Origin of the sequence: Vandammella animalimorsus (genome assembly GCF_002285265.1) — a bacterium.
In the GTDB taxonomy this organism is placed as follows: domain Bacteria; phylum Pseudomonadota; class Gammaproteobacteria; order Burkholderiales; family Burkholderiaceae_C; genus Lampropedia.
On record NZ_NSJB01000001.1, the window covers coordinates 569107 to 587402 of the forward strand.

General features: G+C 65.3%; 15 protein-coding genes. 4 read left to right on the forward strand and 11 right to left on the reverse strand.

Annotated features, from left to right (window positions below):
- Positions 1-133 precede the first annotated feature (133 nt).
- From CK625_RS02460 to CK625_RS02475, 4 genes are all read right to left on the reverse strand, one after another.
- Positions 134-985, reverse strand: a complete 852-nt coding sequence (locus CK625_RS02460) for a DUF3108 domain-containing protein (RefSeq protein WP_095538651.1) — start codon at positions 983-985, stop codon at positions 134-136.
- Entirely contained in the window at positions 982-2061 is a 1080-nt protein-coding gene (locus tag CK625_RS02465) for an MlaD family protein (RefSeq protein WP_095538652.1), read from the reverse strand. The genes CK625_RS02460 and CK625_RS02465 overlap by 4 nt, the downstream gene beginning before the upstream one ends.
- A gap of 123 nt (positions 2062-2184) precedes the next feature.
- Positions 2185-3018, reverse strand: a complete 834-nt coding sequence (locus CK625_RS02470) for an ABC transporter permease (RefSeq protein ID WP_095538653.1) — start codon at positions 3016-3018, stop codon at positions 2185-2187.
- 110 nt (positions 3019-3128) lie between these two features.
- Positions 3129-3815 carry an RNA pyrophosphohydrolase gene (locus CK625_RS02475; protein WP_095538654.1) on the reverse strand — a complete coding sequence of 229 codons (687 nt, stop codon included), beginning with the start codon at positions 3813-3815 and terminating at the stop codon, positions 3129-3131.
- Positions 3816-3985: 170 nt separating this feature from the next.
- Here CK625_RS02475 and CK625_RS02480 point away from each other — a divergent pair, with 170 nt between their 5' ends.
- Positions 3986-5743 carry a proline--tRNA ligase gene (locus tag CK625_RS02480; protein WP_095538655.1) on the forward strand — a complete coding sequence of 586 codons (1758 nt, stop codon included), beginning with the start codon at positions 3986-3988 and terminating at the stop codon, positions 5741-5743.
- Between the two features lie 113 nt (positions 5744-5856).
- Positions 5857-6615, forward strand: a complete 759-nt coding sequence (locus CK625_RS02485; protein ID WP_095538656.1) for a lytic transglycosylase domain-containing protein — start codon at positions 5857-5859, stop codon at positions 6613-6615.
- A 152-nt stretch (positions 6616-6767) separates the two neighbouring features.
- Here the strand turns inward: CK625_RS02485 and CK625_RS02490 are convergent, their stop codons facing one another.
- Positions 6768-8111: a hemolysin family protein gene (locus tag CK625_RS02490; RefSeq protein ID WP_095538657.1), complete on the reverse strand. Its 1344-nt coding sequence runs from the start codon at positions 8109-8111 to the stop codon at positions 6768-6770.
- Between the two features lie 153 nt (positions 8112-8264).
- On the reverse strand, positions 8265-10154 hold the full coding sequence (locus CK625_RS02495; RefSeq protein WP_095538658.1) for a DEAD/DEAH box helicase: 1890 nt from the start codon (positions 10152-10154) through the stop codon (positions 8265-8267).
- Between the two features lie 321 nt (positions 10155-10475).
- Between CK625_RS02495 and ettA the strand changes: the two genes are divergently transcribed.
- Positions 10476-12137: an energy-dependent translational throttle protein EttA gene (gene ettA / locus CK625_RS02500; protein ID WP_095538659.1), complete on the forward strand. Its 1662-nt coding sequence runs from the start codon at positions 10476-10478 to the stop codon at positions 12135-12137.
- 175 nt (positions 12138-12312) lie between these two features.
- A complete protein-coding gene (locus CK625_RS02505) occupies positions 12313-14421 on the forward strand; it encodes a DUF1631 family protein (RefSeq protein ID WP_095538660.1) in 2109 nt (702 codons plus the stop codon).
- Positions 14422-14494: 73 nt separating this feature from the next.
- Here the strand turns inward: CK625_RS02505 and xth are convergent, their stop codons facing one another.
- The 5 genes from xth to CK625_RS02530 all read right to left on the reverse strand — a co-directional run bounded on the left by xth (position 14495) and on the right by CK625_RS02530 (position 18221).
- Positions 14495-15295: an exodeoxyribonuclease III gene (gene xth / locus CK625_RS02510; protein ID WP_095539044.1), complete on the reverse strand. Its 801-nt coding sequence runs from the start codon at positions 15293-15295 to the stop codon at positions 14495-14497.
- A gap of 88 nt (positions 15296-15383) precedes the next feature.
- Positions 15384-15665 carry an oxidative damage protection protein gene (locus CK625_RS02515; RefSeq protein WP_095538661.1) on the reverse strand — a complete coding sequence of 94 codons (282 nt, stop codon included), beginning with the start codon at positions 15663-15665 and terminating at the stop codon, positions 15384-15386.
- Positions 15666-15779: 114 nt separating this feature from the next.
- Positions 15780-16298, reverse strand: coding sequence for a hypothetical protein (locus tag CK625_RS02520; protein WP_095538662.1), 519 nt, complete (start codon positions 16296-16298; stop codon positions 15780-15782).
- Positions 16299-16651: 353 nt separating this feature from the next.
- Positions 16652-17512 carry a bifunctional methylenetetrahydrofolate dehydrogenase/methenyltetrahydrofolate cyclohydrolase FolD gene (gene folD / locus CK625_RS02525; protein WP_095538663.1) on the reverse strand — a complete coding sequence of 287 codons (861 nt, stop codon included), beginning with the start codon at positions 17510-17512 and terminating at the stop codon, positions 16652-16654.
- Positions 17513-17600: 88 nt separating this feature from the next.
- Positions 17601-18221: a response regulator transcription factor gene (locus CK625_RS02530; protein WP_095538664.1), complete on the reverse strand. Its 621-nt coding sequence runs from the start codon at positions 18219-18221 to the stop codon at positions 17601-17603.
- Between the last annotated feature and the right edge of the window lie 75 nt (positions 18222-18296).

Below are 18296 nucleotides of genomic sequence, written 5' to 3' on the forward strand. Positions count from 1 at the left end.
GCGCCCTGACAGGGCCTTTGGCATCAGGGCTATCACTGATATGGCTGCGCCCGGAGCAGCTCCGCGGGCAGGCGCTGGCGCCTGCCGCGGCAGAGGCGGCGGAGGGCGAGAGCTGCGCGACTGCGAACGGCTCTTACTGCGGGGCCTTGGGGGTGTAGCGCTTCATTTGCAGATCGACGGCGTCGCCATCGTCTTGCAGCAGGATGCGCACGGGCAAATAGCCTGTGGCTGCGGCCAGCCAGATTTCAGCCTGCTGGTCGTCGGCCTTGCGCGGCAGGCGGCGCAGCTTGATGGTGGGCAGCGTGCCGGCGGGCAGGGACAGCGATTGCAGGCCTTCGACCTCGAACACCCAGCTTTCCTGCTTGTTGCTGGCCACCGTCCAGATGGGGATGCGCTGGCCTTTGGCGCGCAAACCGGCATCGGCGGCCACGCGCGCGGCCAGCTGGAAGAACACGCTGAGGCGATCCTGGGCATCTGGCGGCACGCTCTCGCTCTGGCCGCTGGCCACGACCGTGACCTTGCCTGCGGCCGGATCAAAACGCAGGTTGCGTTTTTTGCGCGCCGAATCCGTGAACTGCAGCGGCTGCAGGTGCCCGGCCTGGATGCGCCCGCTGCTGACCTGCGAGCGCGTGCCCATCAGTGGCGCCTTGATGCTTTGCTCGGCCCGGTAGCTGTGCCCATCGTGCTGCCAATGCAGTTGCGCGCTGGCGCTGTAGGAAAAGCCGCTGATCTTGCCCTTGGCGTCGAACTGCAAGTGGGCCGCAGGCGGCATGGCCACGCGCTGCTGGGCCGCGGCTGGCGTTGCACCGGCCGCCTGGGCTGGCGCCGCTGTCAGCGCGGCGGCCAGCAGCAGCGCCAGGCAGCCCCACGCCAGGGCAGGCCAAGGGCCGCGACTGGCTTTGCGGCGGGGGCTGTGTTGGCGCCGACCGCTCAGGCCTTGGGCGGATGCGCTGCGGGGAGGTAGGGAAGGGATGCGAAAGCTCATGGCAAGGTCATTTGATGCTCTTTGGCAAAAGGCCAGGTGTTTTGCAGCTGGCCCATCAAGGCATCGATTTGTCGCAAATTGCTCTCGATGCTGGCGCGCAGTGTCTGCAGATCCTGCGTGTTGCTGCTCACGTGCCCGGTGATGGTTTTGGCATCGCCCAGAATGGCGTCGATCTGCTTGAGGCTTTGGCGGCTGGCTTGCAGCAATTGCGTCAGCTGCTGCGTGGCGCTTTGGGCATCGCGCAGCAGGCCGCGCTGCCCGAACACCTGGCTGTCGGCATGATTGACGGTGCGGTTGAGCGATTGCAGCAAGGTGTTGACCTGGACGAGGGCCTTTTGCAGTTGCTGCAGCTCCTGGCCCTCGCCCAGCAGGATCTTCAGCGCGCCGCCCTGGCTGGCCGCCTGGCTGAGGTTGCTGCCCAGCTCATTGATGCGGGCCATGCTTTGGGCCAGATCCGAATCGCTGGCGGTCAGGCCAGTGAGGTTGTTGACCAGGTTGCGCACCGAGGCCATCAGTTGGGGGATTTCCGCCGAGGCATCGCCATAGAGCACGGGCCTGACGGCCCGGTCGGGCAGCGGCGGGTCGTCCCAATCGCTGGTGTAGGCCTTCAGGCTGGTGGCGCCCAGGATATTGCGCACCATGGTGAAGATGCTGGACTCGCGCAGGCGGTGGGCGTTTTTCTCAGGCACCTCGATGTGGATGCGCACGCTGCCATCGTCGGCCAGCTCGATGCGCCGGACCCTGCCGATGGGAAAGCCCGAAAAGGTCAAATCCATGCCCAGCGAGACGCCTTCGGAATCATCGGCCGTGAGCACCAGGGTCTGCTTGTTCTCGAATGCGCCGCGCGCATACAGCAGATAGCCCAGGGCGCCAATGCTCAGCGCGATGGTGATGAGCATCAGCAAAATCGACTTGAAATGCAAATGCGGCACGGGCGCCATGGGCGCCAGGCCCAGTGACGGGCTGGGTGCGGGGGGCTGCTGCGCGGCGCGTTGTTTGCTTGGGCCATCGACAGGCGGCCCGGCCTGAGCGGCGGGCGCCGGCGGGGCAGGGGGCTGGTGCGGCTCTTGGCTCATGAACAAATGCGGTCAGGGCGGGGCGGCACAGGCACAAAACAGTGAGGGCAGGAAGGCCTGGTCAGGCAGGGCATGTGGCAGTTTGCGCGCCCGATGCAGGGCGCGCCGTGGCGCTCAGTAGTCTCAGTAGTAATTGGCGACCAAGGATAACACTTCCACCAGAATGAGCAGGGCCAGCATGCGCGCCAGCGTGGCCAGCTCCGAATCGCGCCGCAGACCGTAGCGGGGGTCGGTGAAGGCCGCCGTGAGCGGGATCAGGGCCACGATGTAGCCGAACGCCACGGCCTTGGCCGCGAAGATGAAGGTGAACAGCGGCGTCATGGTGCGCGCGAAGGCGTGCGTGAACACCTCCAGCCCCGCCAGCGTGTACCCGTAGATGTTGAGGTAGAGCGTCACCATGACGGTGGCGCTGCCCAGGGCCGCAAACATGATGGCGGCGTACACCCCCATCAGCAGCCGCGGCAAAAACTCGGTCTGCAGCGCGTCGATGCCTGCGGCCTCCAGCCGCGCCAGGTGCTTGCGGTGGCGCAGCATGGCCAGCTCAGCCCCCAGCGGGATCGTCAGCTTGATGGCCGCCACCAGCGCGGCGGCCAAGGGCACGACCTCCGCCAGCAGAATGCGCACCATCAGGCTGGGCGTGAAATGGGCCAGGCCAAAGCCGTGCAGGGTCTGCTGGGTAATTTGCGTTGCCACGCTGCCCAGGATGTAGGCAATGAGCAAAAAGCCCAGCAAGGACCAGCGCAGGCGGGCATAGACCTGGGCTGTGACGACCTGCCAAATGCGCCACCAGTGCCTGCCCGGGCGGCACAGCAGCACCAGCATGGAGCTGCCCAGGTACAGATTGCTCCACCACAGCAGCCACCATTCGTGCATGTGCTGGCCGAAACTGCCCGAGTCTGCGCCATGGGCAGGAAGACGAGGGCCTGCGGGCGGCGCGGCAGGCGCGGGGCGAGGCATGTTCACGGGATTCAGGGCGGGTCTTTATGCCATTTGCCAGGGGGAAACAAGCGTCAAGCACCCAAGGCGCCGCCCATGCGCGCAGCGCCGGGGCCGGTGCGGCACGCCGCTCAACTGCTGCGCGAGGGATCGGGGTCGAAGCTGGCCCCTGGCGGCAAAGGGGCGTTGGCGCCCACCAGCATGCTGGCCATGCGTGGCGCAGCCGGGCGCGGCAGCGCAGCCGATTGCATGGCAGCACCGCTGCGCTGGCGTTCGTCACGGCCCGCATTGGCGCTGCTGCGTTGGCTGCGCGCACCGTTGCGCAAATAGCGGTTGCGCGCGTCGTAGCGCGGCACGAAGCGCGAGAGCTCCGTCAAGGCCATCTCGTAAACACCGCGCTTGAATTCCACGACCACGTCCAGCGGCACCCAATAGTCGTTCCAGCGCCAGGCATCGAATTCCGGGTGATCGGTGGCACGCAAGTTCAGATCCCAGTCATTGCCCAGCAGCTGCAGCAAATACCAGATCTGTTTCTGGCCCTTGTAATGGCCACGGGCATCGCGGCGAATAAAGCGATCGGGCACCTCATAGCGCAACCAGTCACGGGTACGGGCAATGATGCGCACATGGTGGGGGTGCAGGCCGACTTCTTCATGCAGCTCCCGGTACATGGCCTGCTCGGGCTTTTCGCCACGATCAATCCCCCCCTGGGGGAATTGCCAACTGTGCGTCTTGATTCGCTTGCCCCAGAAAACCTGGTTTTTCTGGTTGAGCAATATGATGCCGACGTTCGGTCTGAAACCTTCCCTGTCCAGCATAATTGCACCTTTTTTGTAACTGGGCCGTATTATGCCTTGCGCGCCCGCCAGCGCAATTGGCGCATACCCGAACAAGCCCGTGCAGCCTGCCGGCTGCGATGGCGGTGCCTGGGCGCTTTGCCAGGCGCGGGCGGCGGCAAGCGGCGTGCCCGGCCCCGAGAGCATCTGCGATGAAAGCATCGACGTTTTTTATTTCCACCTACAAAGAAGCGCCTGCGGACGCTGAAGTGATCAGCCACCAGCTGATGATGCGCGCCGGGCTGATCCGGCGCGTCAGCGCCGGGATCTACACCTACATGCCCATGGGGCTGCGGGTGCTGCACAAGGTGCAGGCCATTGTGCGCGAGGAGATGAACCGCGCCGGGGCGGTGGAGATGAGTATGCCCATGGTGCAGCCCGGTGAGCTGTGGCAAGAGACCGGGCGCTTCGAAAAGATGGGGCCGGAGCTGCTGCGCGTGCTCGACCGCCATGGGCGGGACTTCGTCATTCAGCCCACCAGCGAAGAAGTGGTCACCGATGTGGCGCGCAACGAGCTGCGCAGCTACAAGCAGCTGCCAGTGAACTTCTACCAAATCCAGACCAAGTTCCGCGACGAGCGCCGGCCGCGCTTTGGGTTGATGCGCGGGCGCGAATTCATCATGAAGGACGCCTACAGCTTCGACAAGGATGTGGCCGGCGCGCAGCGCAGCTACGAAGGCATGCGCCAGGCCTACCGCAACATCTTCGACCGCTTTGGCCTGCGCTACCGCGCCGTGGCGGCCGACAGCGGCGCCATCGGCGGGGATTTGAGCGAGGAATTCCAGGTCATTGCCGCCACGGGCGAAGACGCCATCATCTACGCGCCCGAGAGCGACTACGCCGCCAATCTGGAAAAGGCCGAGGCCCTGGCACCCCAGCAGCCGCGCGCGGCTGCCAGCGCCGCGCTGCAGAAAACGCCCACGCCCGGCAAGAGCACCTGCGCCGATGTGGCCGAGCTGCTGGGCGTGCCGCTGCAGCGCACGGTCAAATCGCTGGTGCTGGCCACCGACGAGCTCGATGAACAGGGCACTGTGGTCGGCACGCAGATCTGGCTGCTGCTGCTGCGCGGCGACCATGACATGAATGAGATCAAGGTCGGCAAGGTGCCTGGCCTGGATGCGGGATTTCGCTTTGCCAGCGAGGCCGAAATTGCAGCGCACTTTGGCAGCAAGCCCGGCTATCTGGGCCCCGTCGGCCTGGGGCGCGAAGGCGCGCGCGCCGTGAAGATCGTGGCGGATCGCGAAGTGGCCGTCATGGGCGATTGGATCTGTGGCGCCAACGAGCCCGACTTCCACTACACCGGCGTGAACTGGGGGCGCGATCTGCCCGAGCCCGATCAGGTCGCCGATCTGCGCAATGTTGTGGCCGGGGATTTGTCGCCCGATGGCAAGGGGGTGCTGGCGGTCGAGCGCGGCATCGAAGTGGGGCACATCTTTTACCTGGGCACCAAATACAGCCAGGCCATGGGGGCCACCTTCCTGGATGAGGACGGCAAGCCCCGCTGCTTTGAAATGGGCTGCTACGGCATTGGCATCTCGCGCCTGCCGGCGGCGGCCATCGAGCAAAACCACGATGAGCGCGGCATCATCTGGCCCGACGCCATTGCGCCGTTCACGCTGGTGATCTGCCCGATCGGCATGGACCGCAGCGAGGCCGTGCGCGAGGCCGCCGAAAAATTGCATGCCGAACTGTTGGCCAATGGCGTGGACGTGATCCTGGACGATCGCGGCGAGCGCCCCGGCGCCATGTTTGCCGATTGGGAGCTGATTGGCGTGCCGCACCGTGTCGTGATTTCGGAACGAAATCTGAAAGAAGGCCAGGTCGAATACCAACACCGTCGCCAAACCAGCGCAGAAAGGGTAACATTGGGTAACGTTACAGCCTTTCTGCAAGAGCGTGGCGTGTTGTAGAAACCTGCCCCCAAGTCCTGTGCGCTGCCGCGTGTGGTGACGCTGACCAAGGGCAGCAACCGCCGCCCGGGCTTTTCCATGAAGCGCGGGCGGTGCACAAGACTTTCTCGACGATGGCGACAAACAACAGCAACCACAAACAGTATGGTGCGGCAGGCTGGGCAGAGGAGAGGGCTCAGCTGCCAGTAGGCCAGGCAGCGACCCGCATCAGCCGGCGGCGTCTGCTGGGCCTGGGCGCAGGGGCTCTGGCCGCGCCGGCCGCAACCCTATGGCCGTGGCAAGAGACATCGGCCCAGCAACTGGAAGAGCCCTTGGTCGATTCCGTGCGCTCGGCATTGCAGGCGGCCATTGCCAATGCCACCCCGCCAGAGCCTGTGTTTGCCGATACCGCCAGCCGCCTGGCCTATCTGCGCTGGCTGACGGCCACCAGCGACAAGCTGGCGCGCCGCATGCCCAGCGTGGCCGTGCGCCATGAGTTTCTGCAAACCGTTTGGTACGAAAGCAAACGCGCAGGCCTTGACACGGCGATGATTCTGGGCCTGATCCAGGTCGAGAGCGGCTTTCGCAAGCACGTGGTCTCGCACGCTGGGGCCTTGGGCTACATGCAGATCATGCCGTTCTGGACGCGCGTGATCGGCGATGGCGACCCGGCCAAGCTGTTCCACATGCAAACCAATCTGCGCTTTGGCAATGTCATCATGCGGCACTACCTGGACATTGAAAAAGGCAATCTGTTCATGGCTCTGGGGCGCTACAACGGCAGCAGGGGACGGGCGACCTATCCCAATGCGGTGTTTGCCGCCCAGCGCCAATGGGAGTTCGAGGATCGGCCCAGCCAGCCTGCGGCAGCACAGGCAGCTGCAGCAGGGTGAAATTTTTCAGCAGTTGCGATATTCTTGAGGCCCAGGGTTAGGAGAAGCACGACACATTTTCTTGGTGGGAGTTTGCAGCGGCTTGAAGCCGCTGCTTTTTCTTTGGGCCAGACTCTTTGGACAAGCCCGATCTCATCGGGTGCCTGCGCGCATCACGGCGAAGGCGCGCCCAGGCTGGCAGTTTCCTGCTCCTTGGGCTCCTGCCCTTCGGCGCACAGGCGCGTGACCAGCACCTGGTCGATGCGGTAGCTGTCCACGTCCATGACCTCGAACTTGTAGCCGCCCCAGTTGACCGAGTCCGTGCGGCGTGGGATGCGGCGCAGCATCACCATCAAAAAGCCTGCCATGGTGTCGTAGTCCTCGAAGTGCGGGAACTCGTCGATGTGCAGCGCATGGACCACGTCTTCGATGGGCGTAATGCCGTCGATAAGCCAGGAGTGCTCGTCGCGTTGCACGATCAGCTCCTCGTCGTCCGGGCCGATCAGGTCGCCCATGACCGTGCTCATGACATCGTTGAGGGTGACCACGCCCACCACCAGGCTGTACTCGTTGACCACCACGGCAAAGTCTTCGCCGGCCTGGCGGAATTGCTCCAGCGTTTCGGCCAGCGACAGGCGATCGGGGATCACCAGCGCCTTTTGCAGCAGGCTGTCATCGCTCAGCGAGATGGGCTGGTTGTTCAACGCGCGCTGCAGCAGGTCCTGGGCATCGACGTAGCCGATCACGTGGTCGATGTCGCGATCGCACACCGGGTAGGTGGAATAGGGCTCGGCGCCGATGCGGGCGCGGATCAGCGCATCGCTGTCGTTCTGCAGGAAAAAGGCAATGCGGTCGCGCGCCGTCATGGCGCTGGTCACCAGGCGGTTGTCCAAATCGAACAGGTTGGCGATGACGCGCTGCTCGTTCTGCGCCAGTACCCCGGCCTGGGTGCCGGCCTCGGTCATGGCCAGGATGTCCTCGGAGGTGATGCGCTCGTCGCGCAGCATGGGCAGGCCCAGCAGCTTGAACACCAGATCGCTGATCTTGCCGTAGAACCAGACCAAGGGCCTGAGCAGTGTGATCACCAGCAGCATGGGGCGGTAAACCCGCATGGCCACGCGCTCGGGCTCGGCCATGCCCAGCCGCTTGGGCAGGATGTCGGAGAACAGGATGAACAGCGATGTGATCAGCAGGAAGGAAATCCAAAACCCCAGTGTGCTGGCGTGCTTGCCGTCCATCCAGTGCCCCAGCACGCTGGTGATGAAGGGGCTGAAAGCCCCTTCGCCGATGATGCCGCCGAGGATGGCAATGCCGTTTTGCGCCACTTGCACGACGGTGAAGTAGTCGCCCGGCTGCTCCTGCATCTGCAGCACCTTGGGCGCGCGCTGGTCGCCATCGGCTGCCAGCTGACGCAGGCGGATGCGCCGCGAGGCCGCCAGGGCAATTTCCGCCATCGAGAAAAAGCCGCTGGCAACGATGAGCACAACGATCAAGAACAGGCTTTGCTGGGTGGACATAAAGACAAGGGCCTCTCCATGGCTGGGCATCGACAGCAAGACCGTGAGCGGGCACTCAAGACAGCATCATTCCTGAAAAAGCATGGCGCGGCGTGCGAGCCGGCGCGCACGCCGACAAGGCGCTGCGCGGCGTGCAGCATACGATGAGCTAGCTCAGGGGCGCCGGCGCCCGCTGATGGCCAGGCCACTGTGCTGCAAGGGCGAGATGCCGCCCTTGTGGCCAGGTTTGTTGCGGCTGCCGGCATTGCCGCTGCGGCGGCGCGTGCGCTCGGCCATGCTGTCCACGCTGGTGCGCATCGGGTCTGGCTGGCGGCCGCTGTCGCCACGGTAGGCCGGCGCCAGTGACATGCCCGCCTGCGTGCCCAGGTGTGCGTCGGCGCGCAGCATGGGGTCGCGCGGCGGTCGCTGCTGCTGGCCAGAGGCATTGCCCGCTGCGGCGCGCGGCTTGTTGGCGCTGCGCTGCGGCTTGTTCGCTGGCGCACGCGCCCGCGTGGCAGCGGCCGTGGCCGCAGTCTCGTCCTTGGCGGCTGGTGCATTGCGCGCCGGGCGATTGCTGCGCCCCCCGGCGCGGAAGCGGTTGCGCCGCTTGATGGGCTTGCCGTTGGCGTCCAGCGGGCGCTGGGATGCGGGCGTGCTGGGCGCGGCATCTGCATGGCCCTGCTGTTGTGCTTGCTGCGCCTGTGGATCTTGCGATGGATCGGATTGGCCCGATGCGCCGGCGGCAGCTTGGGGCATCTGGGCTTTCTTGCGGCTGGGCGCGGCGCTCTTCTTGGCGCTGATGCGTTCGAGCATTTCGCGCCGCGCGGCCTTGGCGGCGGCCTGCATGACCTCGCGGCTGGGCGGCTTGCCGGCCCCGCCCCACAGGGTCTGGCGCCCCATGGCGATGGGCTCTGCCACTTCGCCTTCTGCCGGGCCGAATTCGGGCATGGGCTCGACGGGGATCTCCTGCTTGGTGAAGCGCTCAATCTCCATCATGAAGCCTTCTTCGTCCAGGCAGACCAGGCTGACGGCGTGCCCCTCGTTGCCGGCGCGGCCCGTGCGGCCAATGCGGTGCACGTAGTCCTCGGGCACATTGGGGATTTCGTAGTTGACGACGTGCGGCAGCTCGTCGATGTCGATGCCGCGCGCGGCGATGTCCGTGGCCACCAGCACGCGCAGCTCGCCGGATTTGAAGCGCGACAGCGCCTGCGTGCGCGCCGACTGGCTTTTGTTGCCATGCAGCGCCATGGCCGAAACGCCGTTCTTGTTGAGGAATTCGGCCACGTGGTTGGCGCCGAACTTGGTGCGGGTGAAGACCAGCACCTGGCTCCAGTCGCGCGAGGTGATGATGTGCAGCAGCGCGGCCTTTTTCTGCTGGCGCCCGACAGGGCAGATCACCTGGCTGATGCGCTGCACGGTGGTGTTGGGCGGCGTGACCTGGATGTGCTGCGGGTTGCGCAGCAGGCCTTGCGCCAGCTGCTTGATCTCATCGCTGAACGTGGCCGAGAACAGCAGCGATTGCTTTTGCGCCGGCAGCAGCGCCAGCACCTTGCGCACGTCGTGGATGAAGCCCATGTCGAGCATGCGATCGGCTTCATCGAGCACCAGGTACTGCACGCCGCCCAGATCCACATGGCCCTGGGCGTGCAAGTCCAGCAGGCGCCCGGGCGTGGCCACCAGGATGTCCACGCCTTTTTGGATGCGCTGGATCTGCGGCGTCATGCCGACCCCGCCAAAAATCACGGTGGACTGGATGTCCAGGTACTTGCTGTAGGCGCGGATGTTGTCTTCGATCTGCGCGGCCAGCTCACGGGTGGGGGTGAGGATCAGGGCGCGGATGGAGCGGGCCTGGCCTGCGGGCGCCGGGGCCTGGCGCAGGCGCTCGAGCAAGGGCAGGGTGAAAGCGGCGGTCTTGCCAGTGCCGGTCTGGGCGCCTGCGAGCAGGTCGTGCCCGGCAAGAATCAAGGGAATGGATTGGGCTTGAATGGGAGTGGGCTGGGTGTAGCCCAACTCTGTCACGGCCGCGATGATGTCGGCCGACAGCGTCAAGGATTCAAATGTCACAGCAAAGGGCACTCAAGGGTGCTCGGGGTTGGGGTTATTGCCCGCAGCCAGCAAGGGGTGCTGGGCTGCGCAGTGCAGGGCGGCAGGCGTTGTTGATTAGAATTGTGCGGCTGTGGAAAGCGCGGTCCAGCCAGCCGGGGCAACGCAACGAGAGTCTGTGGTTTTGGTCGACTGCAATCCAAAACGCGCGCATTTTCTCACAAGAAGCGCCGCTGTGCGGATTTTTGTGTATCCGTATGAAATCTGCCCTGTGCTGGGCCCCAGCACCCTGGCCAGCACGCCCCACGCCCTAAGTTTGTTTTTTCAGGAATTGATTTTTCAATGGCACAGTATGTGTATTCGATGAACCGTGTGAGCAAGACGGTTCCGCCCAAGCGGCAGATTCTCAAAGACATTTCCCTGAGCTTTTTCCCAGGGGCCAAGATCGGCGTGCTGGGCCTGAACGGCTCGGGCAAGTCCAGCCTGCTGAAGATCATGGCCGGGCTGGACAAGGAGATCGAGGGCGAGGCCATCCCCATGCCGGGCCTGAAGATCGGCTACCTGCCGCAGGAGCCCCAGCTCAACCCGGAGCAAACCGTGCGCGAATGCGTCGAAGAGGCCATGGGCGAAGTGCTGGCCGCGCGCGCCGAGCTGGAAAAGGTTTACGCCGCCTATGCCGAGCCCGATGCCGACTTCGATGCGCTGGCTGCCGAGCAGGCGCGCCTGGAGGGCATCATTGCCGCGGCCGGCACGGACTCCGAGCATCAGCTGGAAATCGCCGCCGATGCCCTGCGCCTGCCGCCCTGGGATGCCGTCATCGGCCACCTCTCGGGCGGGGAAAAGCGCCGCGTGGCCCTGTGCCGCCTGCTGCTGTCCAAGCCCGACATGCTGCTGCTCGATGAGCCGACCAACCACCTGGACGCCGAAAGCGTGGACTGGCTGGAGCAATTCCTGCAGCGCTTTCCCGGCACCGTCGTGGCCATCACGCACGACCGCTACTTCCTGGACAACGCGGCCGAGTGGATCCTGGAGCTCGACCGCGGCCATGGCATCCCCTACAAGGGCAACTACAGCGAATGGCTGACGCAGAAGCAGGCGCGCCTGGAGGCCGAGCAAAAGGGCGAGGAAGCGCGCGCCAAGGCGCTGAAGAAAGAGCTGGAGTGGGTGCGGCAAAACGCCAAGGGCCGCCAGGCCAAGAGCAAGGCGCGCATTGCCCGCTTCGAGGAGCTGAGCGACTACGAATACCAAAAGCGCAACGAGACGCAGGAGATCTTCATCCCCGTGGCCGAGCGTCTGGGCACCAAGGTGATCGAGTTCAAGAACGTCAGCAAATCCTTTGGCGACCGCCTGCTGATCGACAACCTCAGCTTCAACATCCCGGCCGGCGCCATCGTGGGCATCATCGGCCCCAACGGCGCGGGCAAGTCCACGCTGTTCAAGCTCATTGCCGGGCGCGAGCAGCCCGACAGCGGCACTGTGGAGATCGGCCCGACCGTGCAAATGGCCTATGTGGATCAGGCGCGCGATGACTTGGCCAACGACAAAACCGTCTGGGAGGACATCTCCGGCGGGCTGGACATCATCACCGTGGGCAAGTTCCAGATGCCCAGTCGGGCCTATGCCGGGCGCTTCAACTTCAATGGCGGCGACCAGCAGAAAAAGGTCGGCAACCTCTCCGGCGGGGAGCGCGGCCGCCTGCACTTGGCCAAGACCCTGCTGACCGGGGGCAATGTGCTGCTGCTGGACGAACCATCGAACGACCTGGACGTGGAAACGCTGCGCGCGCTGGAGGATGCCTTGCTCGAATATGCGGGCACAGTGTTGGTCATCAGCCACGATCGCTGGTTCCTCGACCGCATTGCCACGCACATTCTGGCTGCCGAAGGCGACAGTCAGTGGGTATTCTTCGATGGCAACTACCAGGAATATGAAGCCGACAAGAAGAAGCGCCTGGGCGAAGAGGCGGCACAACCCAAGCGGGTGCGCTTCAAGGCGCTGAAATAATCGGCGCGGCCCTTGTCGGCCGGGCCCCTTGCTCCCATCGACTTTGGACGCAAGCAAAGGGCCCGCGCCAAGATGCTGAGTGAGGAGGCAGGCTGCCGGGGCGCGCGGCCATCGAGTCGGCAGCACGGCATGGGCAGGCCACAGGCCCATGCCCTACGCAGAGGAGGAATGACCCATGGTGCAAAACCAGGCCAATTGGCCAATATTCAGAAACGGGGTGATCGCAGCCTTGCGCGAGAGCTCGGGCCTGATTCGCCGGGTGCTGCGCGACACTGGCGCGCGCGTGGCGCAAAACCAGGAGGGCGGCGCCGGCCCTGCCAATCCGCAACTGATCTCCAAGGCATTGCGCTGGATGGATGTGCAGCACGAGCAATGGGTGCAGGCCTACCCGGGCTATTTGCTGCAGGCATTCTCGGAGGTACTGGAGTTCGACCCCTACAGCCAGGACGATGAAGTCATCTCCGGGCTGGGCGACATCGACCTGCACACCACGTTCTCGATCCAATCCAAATCGGACTTGATGCATGTGCACCGCACGCTGGAAGCCGCGGTGGAAAACGCCCTGGAGCGCCTGGATGGCCTGGTCAGCGCAGCGCGGGGCTACGACTACATCCGCAGCAACCGCAATCCCCTGCGGCCGGAGAACTATCTGCATGCCATGCAGAAAATGCTCGAAGCCAGCGAGGGCGAGGAGATCGTCCGGGTCTTGATCCTGAAAAGCTTTGCCGTTGCATTGGCCCCGGTGCTCAACCGCACCTACTTTCTGCTGACCAATCAAATGTCCGAGGCGGGCATCGAGTCGGTGCAAAAACGGGCCACGGGCTTTGGCGCCATGACCACGGGCTTTGGCGATGTGTCCTACCTGCAGACCAATACGGCCGATGCCACCGCAGAGCGGCTGCTGACCCGGGAGGAGCTGATCGAAGGCCTGGGAGCCGATGCCGCGCACTATATGCTCAAAGGCAAAAAGCCGCGCCAGCCTGCCGCGGCACAGGATATTGCCGAGCCTGGCGCCAGCGCCTCGCCAGCGCCATCCCAGAATTTGGCGTCTGCAGCGCCGCCCCAGCAGGCCCCGCGCCCATCACCGGCGGCAGCGCCAATGGGCGACGACGGGCAGGAGGGCAAGCTCGACAGCCTGCAGGATTTGCTGCTTGCCGTGGTCAAGGACGTGGCCCACCTGCAGCCGCTGAAGGAGATCGTGGCGCAGCTGCAGCCCTGCCTGCGCCGGCTGGTGCAAAACGACCCGGCATTCCTGCGCGACCCCCACCATCCGGCGCGCCTGTTCCTGAGCAAAATCCAGGCCGGCGCCAAGCAGTTTGCCCATGTAGAAAGCCCAGGCTGCCAGGACTTTCTGCGCCGCGTGGCCAGCATCAGCGCCACCGGGCGCCTGGGGCAGGCTCGCTCGGCAGAGCCGTTCAAGCTGGCCTACGCCCAGCTGCAGGCGGGCGAGGCAGGGGCGGCAGTGACGACGGCGGCGGCGGCGCAAACGACACAGGCCGGCGCACGCGCAGCCACGCCAGCCCCAGCTGCCGCGGCAAGGCCGGCCCCCTCGCCGCAGGCCCAGGCCTTGTTCGACGCCGTCGTGGCGCGTGCGCAGGCATTGCCATTCTTTGCCGCGGCCGACCCCTGGGTGCAGAAATTCATCGCCGGGCCGTGGGCCAAGGTCATCGTGCGCGCGATCCTGCGCCAGGAGCCCGGCCAGACCGCAGGGGCGGATGTGCAAGCCCTGCTGGCCAAGGATCCCAGAGGCTACGCCGCCCTGGTGCCGCTGTTGCTCACCAGCGTGCAAGCCCAGTACCTGCGACAGGCCGAGCCGGGCCTGCTGCACTCCATCGCCGAAATGCACCAAAAACTGCACGTCGGTTTACTGAGCGTGGGGGTCGAGCGCAGCCAGGCCGAATCGGTGATCGCCAAGCTCAAGAAGCTGCACCATCAGGCCCTGGCTGCCGCAGCGCCTGCCTCTGGCCGGCCCCCGGATCAGCCCGCTGGCAGCGCCGCCCTGCCCAAGCTGACGCATGAACACATGGCCGAAGCCGCATCGCCTGCGGCGCCACAGGCAGAGGGCGCCAGCCAACTGCCCGATGCCTTGCAGCAAATGCGTGTGGGCCAGTGGTACATGATCGGCGAGACGGGCCAGCCATTGCGCACCCAGCTGACCTGGGCCAACCCCGAACGGGGGCTGATGATGTTCACCTCTGCCGACGGCAGCAATCAAACCATGACGTACCGCCGCTTGGTGCAGCTGTACCAGCAGGGGCACTTCGCGCCGCTGGATGAGTCGTGACTGTGGCTTGAGGGACCGCAGCAGATCCAGGCTGTGCCCGCCCCCATGCGCGGGGGCGGGCCCTGCGTAGGCTTTAGGTCGCTGTCTGTGCCTTGGCATCGCCCAGGCTGACCAGCACGGGCGCGTGGTCGCTGGGCTTGGGCCACTTGCGCGGCGTGCGGTCGATCCAGCAGCGCTGCAGCCTAGGCCGCAGCGCGGTGCTGACGAGGATGTAGTCGATGCGCAGCCCGCGGTTTTTCTGAAAGCCCAGCATGCGGTAATCCCACCACGAGAAGCTTTTCTCGGGCTGCTCGAAGCAGCGGAACGCATCGACCAGGCCCATGTCCAGCAAATCCTGAAAGGCCTGGCGTTCCTGCTGCGTGTGGTGGATGGTGTCGCGCAGGCCCTGCGGATCCCAGGAGTCGCAGTCCTGCGCAGTGATGTTGAAGTCGCCCATCAGCACCAGGTGCTCGTATTGCTGCAGCTGCTCCTGCACGAACTGCTTCAGATGCGCCAGCCAGTGCATCTTGTAGGCGAACTTCTCGCTGCCGGGCTCCTGGCCATTGACGAAATAGGCGTTGATGACCCGCAGCCGGCCCCATTCCGAGTCCACGCTGGCGCTGATGACGCGCGACTGCGGATCGTCCAGGCCCGGCAGGTTGCGCACCACCTCATGCGCCGGGCTGCGGTGCAGCAAGGCCACGCCGTTGTACGTGGGCTGGCCCAGCACCGTGGCGCAGTAGCCCGATTCCTGCAGCTGCGCATGGGGAAAGCGCTCATCGGCCAGCTTGAGCTCCTGCATGCCCAGCACGTCCACCGGATTGGCCTGCAGCCATTGCTGCACCTGGGGCAGGCGCACATTGAGCGAGTTCACATTCCACGAGGCAAGGGTCAGTGCCATGAGATCGAAGGGCAGGGGGAAAAGAAAATGGCCGTGCCGCAGCCGAGCTGGGCAAGGCCATGCCAAGGCTTTGAATCGGCGATCAAGCAGCGGAGTCGCTGGGCGGCACGTAGCCTGCTGCCTGGTCGGCGCCACCACCGAAGAAGTGCTGCTCCATCTGGCGCGCCAGGTACTGGCGTGCGCGCGCATCGGCCAGGTTCAGGCGGTTTTCATTGACCAGCATGGTCTGGTGGCGCAGCCAGGCGGCCCAGGCCTCCTGGCTGACGTTGTTGTAGATGCGCTGGCCAAGCTCCCCGGGGTAGGGGGGGAAGTCCAGACCGGGGGCTTGGGTGCCCAGCTTGATGCACTGAACCATGCGTGTCATTGCGCGATGCTCCTTGGAGTGTCGGGGGTGGGGAAGTGGGGGTGCTGCGAAGTGCCTGCGCCGCCAGGCTGGCGGCGCATGGGCATTGCGTCGGTGGCGGGGCGGTGGCGCTCTTTAGCGCAGGCGGCCGATCTCGCGCTGTATGCCTTCGATGTCGGCCTGCACGCGCTCGATATTGGCCTTGAGCTCGGCCGTGCGTGTGATGTAGTCTTGGGGGTTGCGCAACTCCAGCGCCGTGCGCACCGGGGCGCCGTTGTTGTATTCGGCCTCCAGCGTGGCCAGACGCTCCTTGGACTTGCGCAATTCGGCTTCCAGGATGGTGCGGGCATCGGCATCGCGGTTGCGTTGCGTGGACTGCTCGACCCTGGGGGCGTTGACGGGCGCGGCGGCGCTGCTTTGCCGCGGGCTGCTGCCCGCAGAAGAGGACGAGGCCGTGCTGCGCCGCGTGGCCGGGGATCTGCCAGAGCTTTGGATGACGGTGACATTGCCGCCCTCGACGAGCCGGCAGCCCTGGCGCTTGGACGCGCCCGAGGCATTGGTGTACTCATTGCCGCAGCGGTAGACGCGCTCTTGCGCGAAGGCGGCAGTCCCCAGGACTGCGAGCACCAGGGCGATCACGCTGGATTTTTTCATGACGACACTCTCTCATTGATTGGAATCACCGGCTGCCAATGCTGCATGCCGTGGGGCTGTGCGGGCCAGGGCATGGGGCGATGTGGAGCCCTGGGGCAGCCGCGCTGCGCGCCGTCTGCCGGCGTGCATTTTCGGCGCCGATTCTAAACCAAGGGCCCGCTGCGGCAGCCCCCTGGCCGAGTGGGCCGGCAAGGCCTGCGCGAGCGGCAGTCGCCGCATGTGCCGCTGTGGATTAGGGGCGCTGCCAACGCCCGCAAATCCCCGCAAATGCCCGTGGATGCCCCTGGCATCGCAGCCTCTCTCCCCACACCCTGGGCGAGCGCCTTTGCAGCGGATTTGGGGTGGCAAAACGCTTACTTTTTGCCTGCAGCGCGCTGGGCCGATTCGATGGTGTTGGCCAGCAGCATGGTGATGGTCATGGGACCAACGCCGCCGGGCACCGGGGTGATCCAGGAGGCCACTTGCTGCACTTGCTCGAAGTCCACATCGCCGCAGAGCTTGCCCTGTGCATTGCGGTTCATGCCCACGTCGATGACCACAGCCCCGGGCTTGACCATCTCGCGCGTGATCAGCTTTTCCTTGCCCACGGCCGCGACCAGCACATCGGCCTGGCGCGTGATGGCCCCCAGATCGGCCGTGGCGCTGTGGCAGATGGTGACGGTGGCGCTGCGCGCCAGCAGCATCATGGCCATGGGCTTGCCGACGATGTTGCTGCGCCCAACCACCACGGCGTGCTTGCCGCGCAGTTCGCAGCCGATGGCGTCGAGCATCTGCAGGCAGCCGTGCGGCGTGCAGGGCCAGAAGCCGCCGGGCAGGCCGGTCATCAGCGCGCCGGCGCTGGCGATGTGAAAGCCATCGACGTCCTTTTCCGGGGCAATGGCTTCGATCACGGCATCGGCATCCAGGTGCTTGGGCAGGGGCAGCTGCACCAGAATGCCGTGGATGCTGGCGTCGGCGTTGAGCGCGGCAATGTGCTCAAGCAGCTCCTGCTGGCTGGTCTGGGCGGGGAGCTTTTGCAGCACAGAGTGGATGCCCGCTTCCTCGCAGGCCTTGATCTTGTTGCGCACATAGACCTGCGAGGCCGGATCCTCGCCCACCAGCACCACGGCCAGCCCGGGGCGCAGCCCCTGTTCGCTCAGGGCCTGGGCTTGCTGGGCGATTTGCAGGCGCAGTTTTTTCGAAAGGGCAAGGCCGTCGATGAGTTGGGCGGGCATGGTGTCAAGTCGTCACGAAAGAAGGCGCGGCAAAGTCCGCAGAAAAAAGTCTCAAAGCCCGTTTTGCACAGGCTCTCATTGCCTGTTCTCAGGCCACTGGGCCGCCCAGGGCGACCTTGAGCAAATCGGCCACGGTGTTGGCGCCGAGCTTTTCCATGATGTTGGCGCGGTGCGCCTCCACCGTCTTGATGCTGATGTTCAGGTCATCGGCAATTTGCTTGTTCAGGCGCCCGGCGACGATGCGTTCGAGCACCTGCGACTCGCGCGCCGTCAGCTTCGACAGCAGGGCCTCGCGGGTGGCCGCCTGCTGCTGGTTGGCAAAGCTGCTCTCGGCCTGCTGGAGCATGCGCGCCACCAGGGCCGTGATGGCCTGCTCTTCAAACGGCTTTTGGATGAAGTCGACCGCGCCTTTTTTCATGGTCTGCACGGCCATGGGCACGTCGCCGTGGCCGGTGATGATGGCCACGGGCAGGGCAGGGCAGCGCTCGGCCAGCGACTCCTGCAGCTCCAGCCCGGACATGCCGCCCATGCGGATGTCGGTGATCAGGCAGGCGACCTCGCGCGGATCGTAGTGGCTCAGAAAGGACTCGGCGCTGTCAAAGCAGCGCACGTGGAAGTCGCGCCCCTCCAGCAGCCACTGCAAAGAGTCTCGGATGGCCTCATCGTCGTCCACGATGTAGACCGTGCCTTTTTTATTGCCAATCGTCATGCCGTCGTCCTGTCATGGTGGGGGGAGGGGTGCATTGCCGCAGCCACCCATCATGCTTGTACGGGGCGCTGGGGC

Excerpts from the sequence above, each read along its gene's own strand:
- CK625_RS02460 (WP_095538651.1), bottom strand. The coding sequence starts at position 985 with ATGAGCTTTCGCATCCCTTCCCTACCTCCCCGCAGCGCATCCGCCCAA.
- CK625_RS02465 (WP_095538652.1), bottom strand. The coding sequence starts at position 2,061 with ATGAGCCAAGAGCCGCACCAGCCCCCTGCCCCGCCGGCGCCCGCCGCT.
- CK625_RS02470 (WP_095538653.1), bottom strand. The coding sequence starts at position 3,018 with ATGCCTCGCCCCGCGCCTGCCGCGCCGCCCGCAGGCCCTCGTCTTCCT.
- CK625_RS02475 (WP_095538654.1), bottom strand. The coding sequence starts at position 3,815 with ATGCTGGACAGGGAAGGTTTCAGACCGAACGTCGGCATCATATTGCTC.
- CK625_RS02480 (WP_095538655.1), top strand. The coding sequence starts at position 3,986 with ATGAAAGCATCGACGTTTTTTATTTCCACCTACAAAGAAGCGCCTGCG.
- CK625_RS02485 (WP_095538656.1), top strand. The coding sequence starts at position 5,857 with ATGGCGACAAACAACAGCAACCACAAACAGTATGGTGCGGCAGGCTGG.
- CK625_RS02490 (WP_095538657.1), bottom strand. The coding sequence starts at position 8,111 with ATGTCCACCCAGCAAAGCCTGTTCTTGATCGTTGTGCTCATCGTTGCC.
- ettA (WP_095538659.1), top strand. The coding sequence starts at position 10,476 with ATGGCACAGTATGTGTATTCGATGAACCGTGTGAGCAAGACGGTTCCG.
- CK625_RS02505 (WP_095538660.1), top strand. The coding sequence starts at position 12,313 with ATGGTGCAAAACCAGGCCAATTGGCCAATATTCAGAAACGGGGTGATC.
- CK625_RS02515 (WP_095538661.1), bottom strand. The coding sequence starts at position 15,665 with ATGACACGCATGGTTCAGTGCATCAAGCTGGGCACCCAAGCCCCCGGT.
- CK625_RS02520 (WP_095538662.1), bottom strand. The coding sequence starts at position 16,298 with ATGAAAAAATCCAGCGTGATCGCCCTGGTGCTCGCAGTCCTGGGGACT.
- folD (WP_095538663.1), bottom strand. The coding sequence starts at position 17,512 with ATGCCCGCCCAACTCATCGACGGCCTTGCCCTTTCGAAAAAACTGCGC.
- CK625_RS02530 (WP_095538664.1), bottom strand. The coding sequence starts at position 18,221 with ATGACGATTGGCAATAAAAAAGGCACGGTCTACATCGTGGACGACGAT.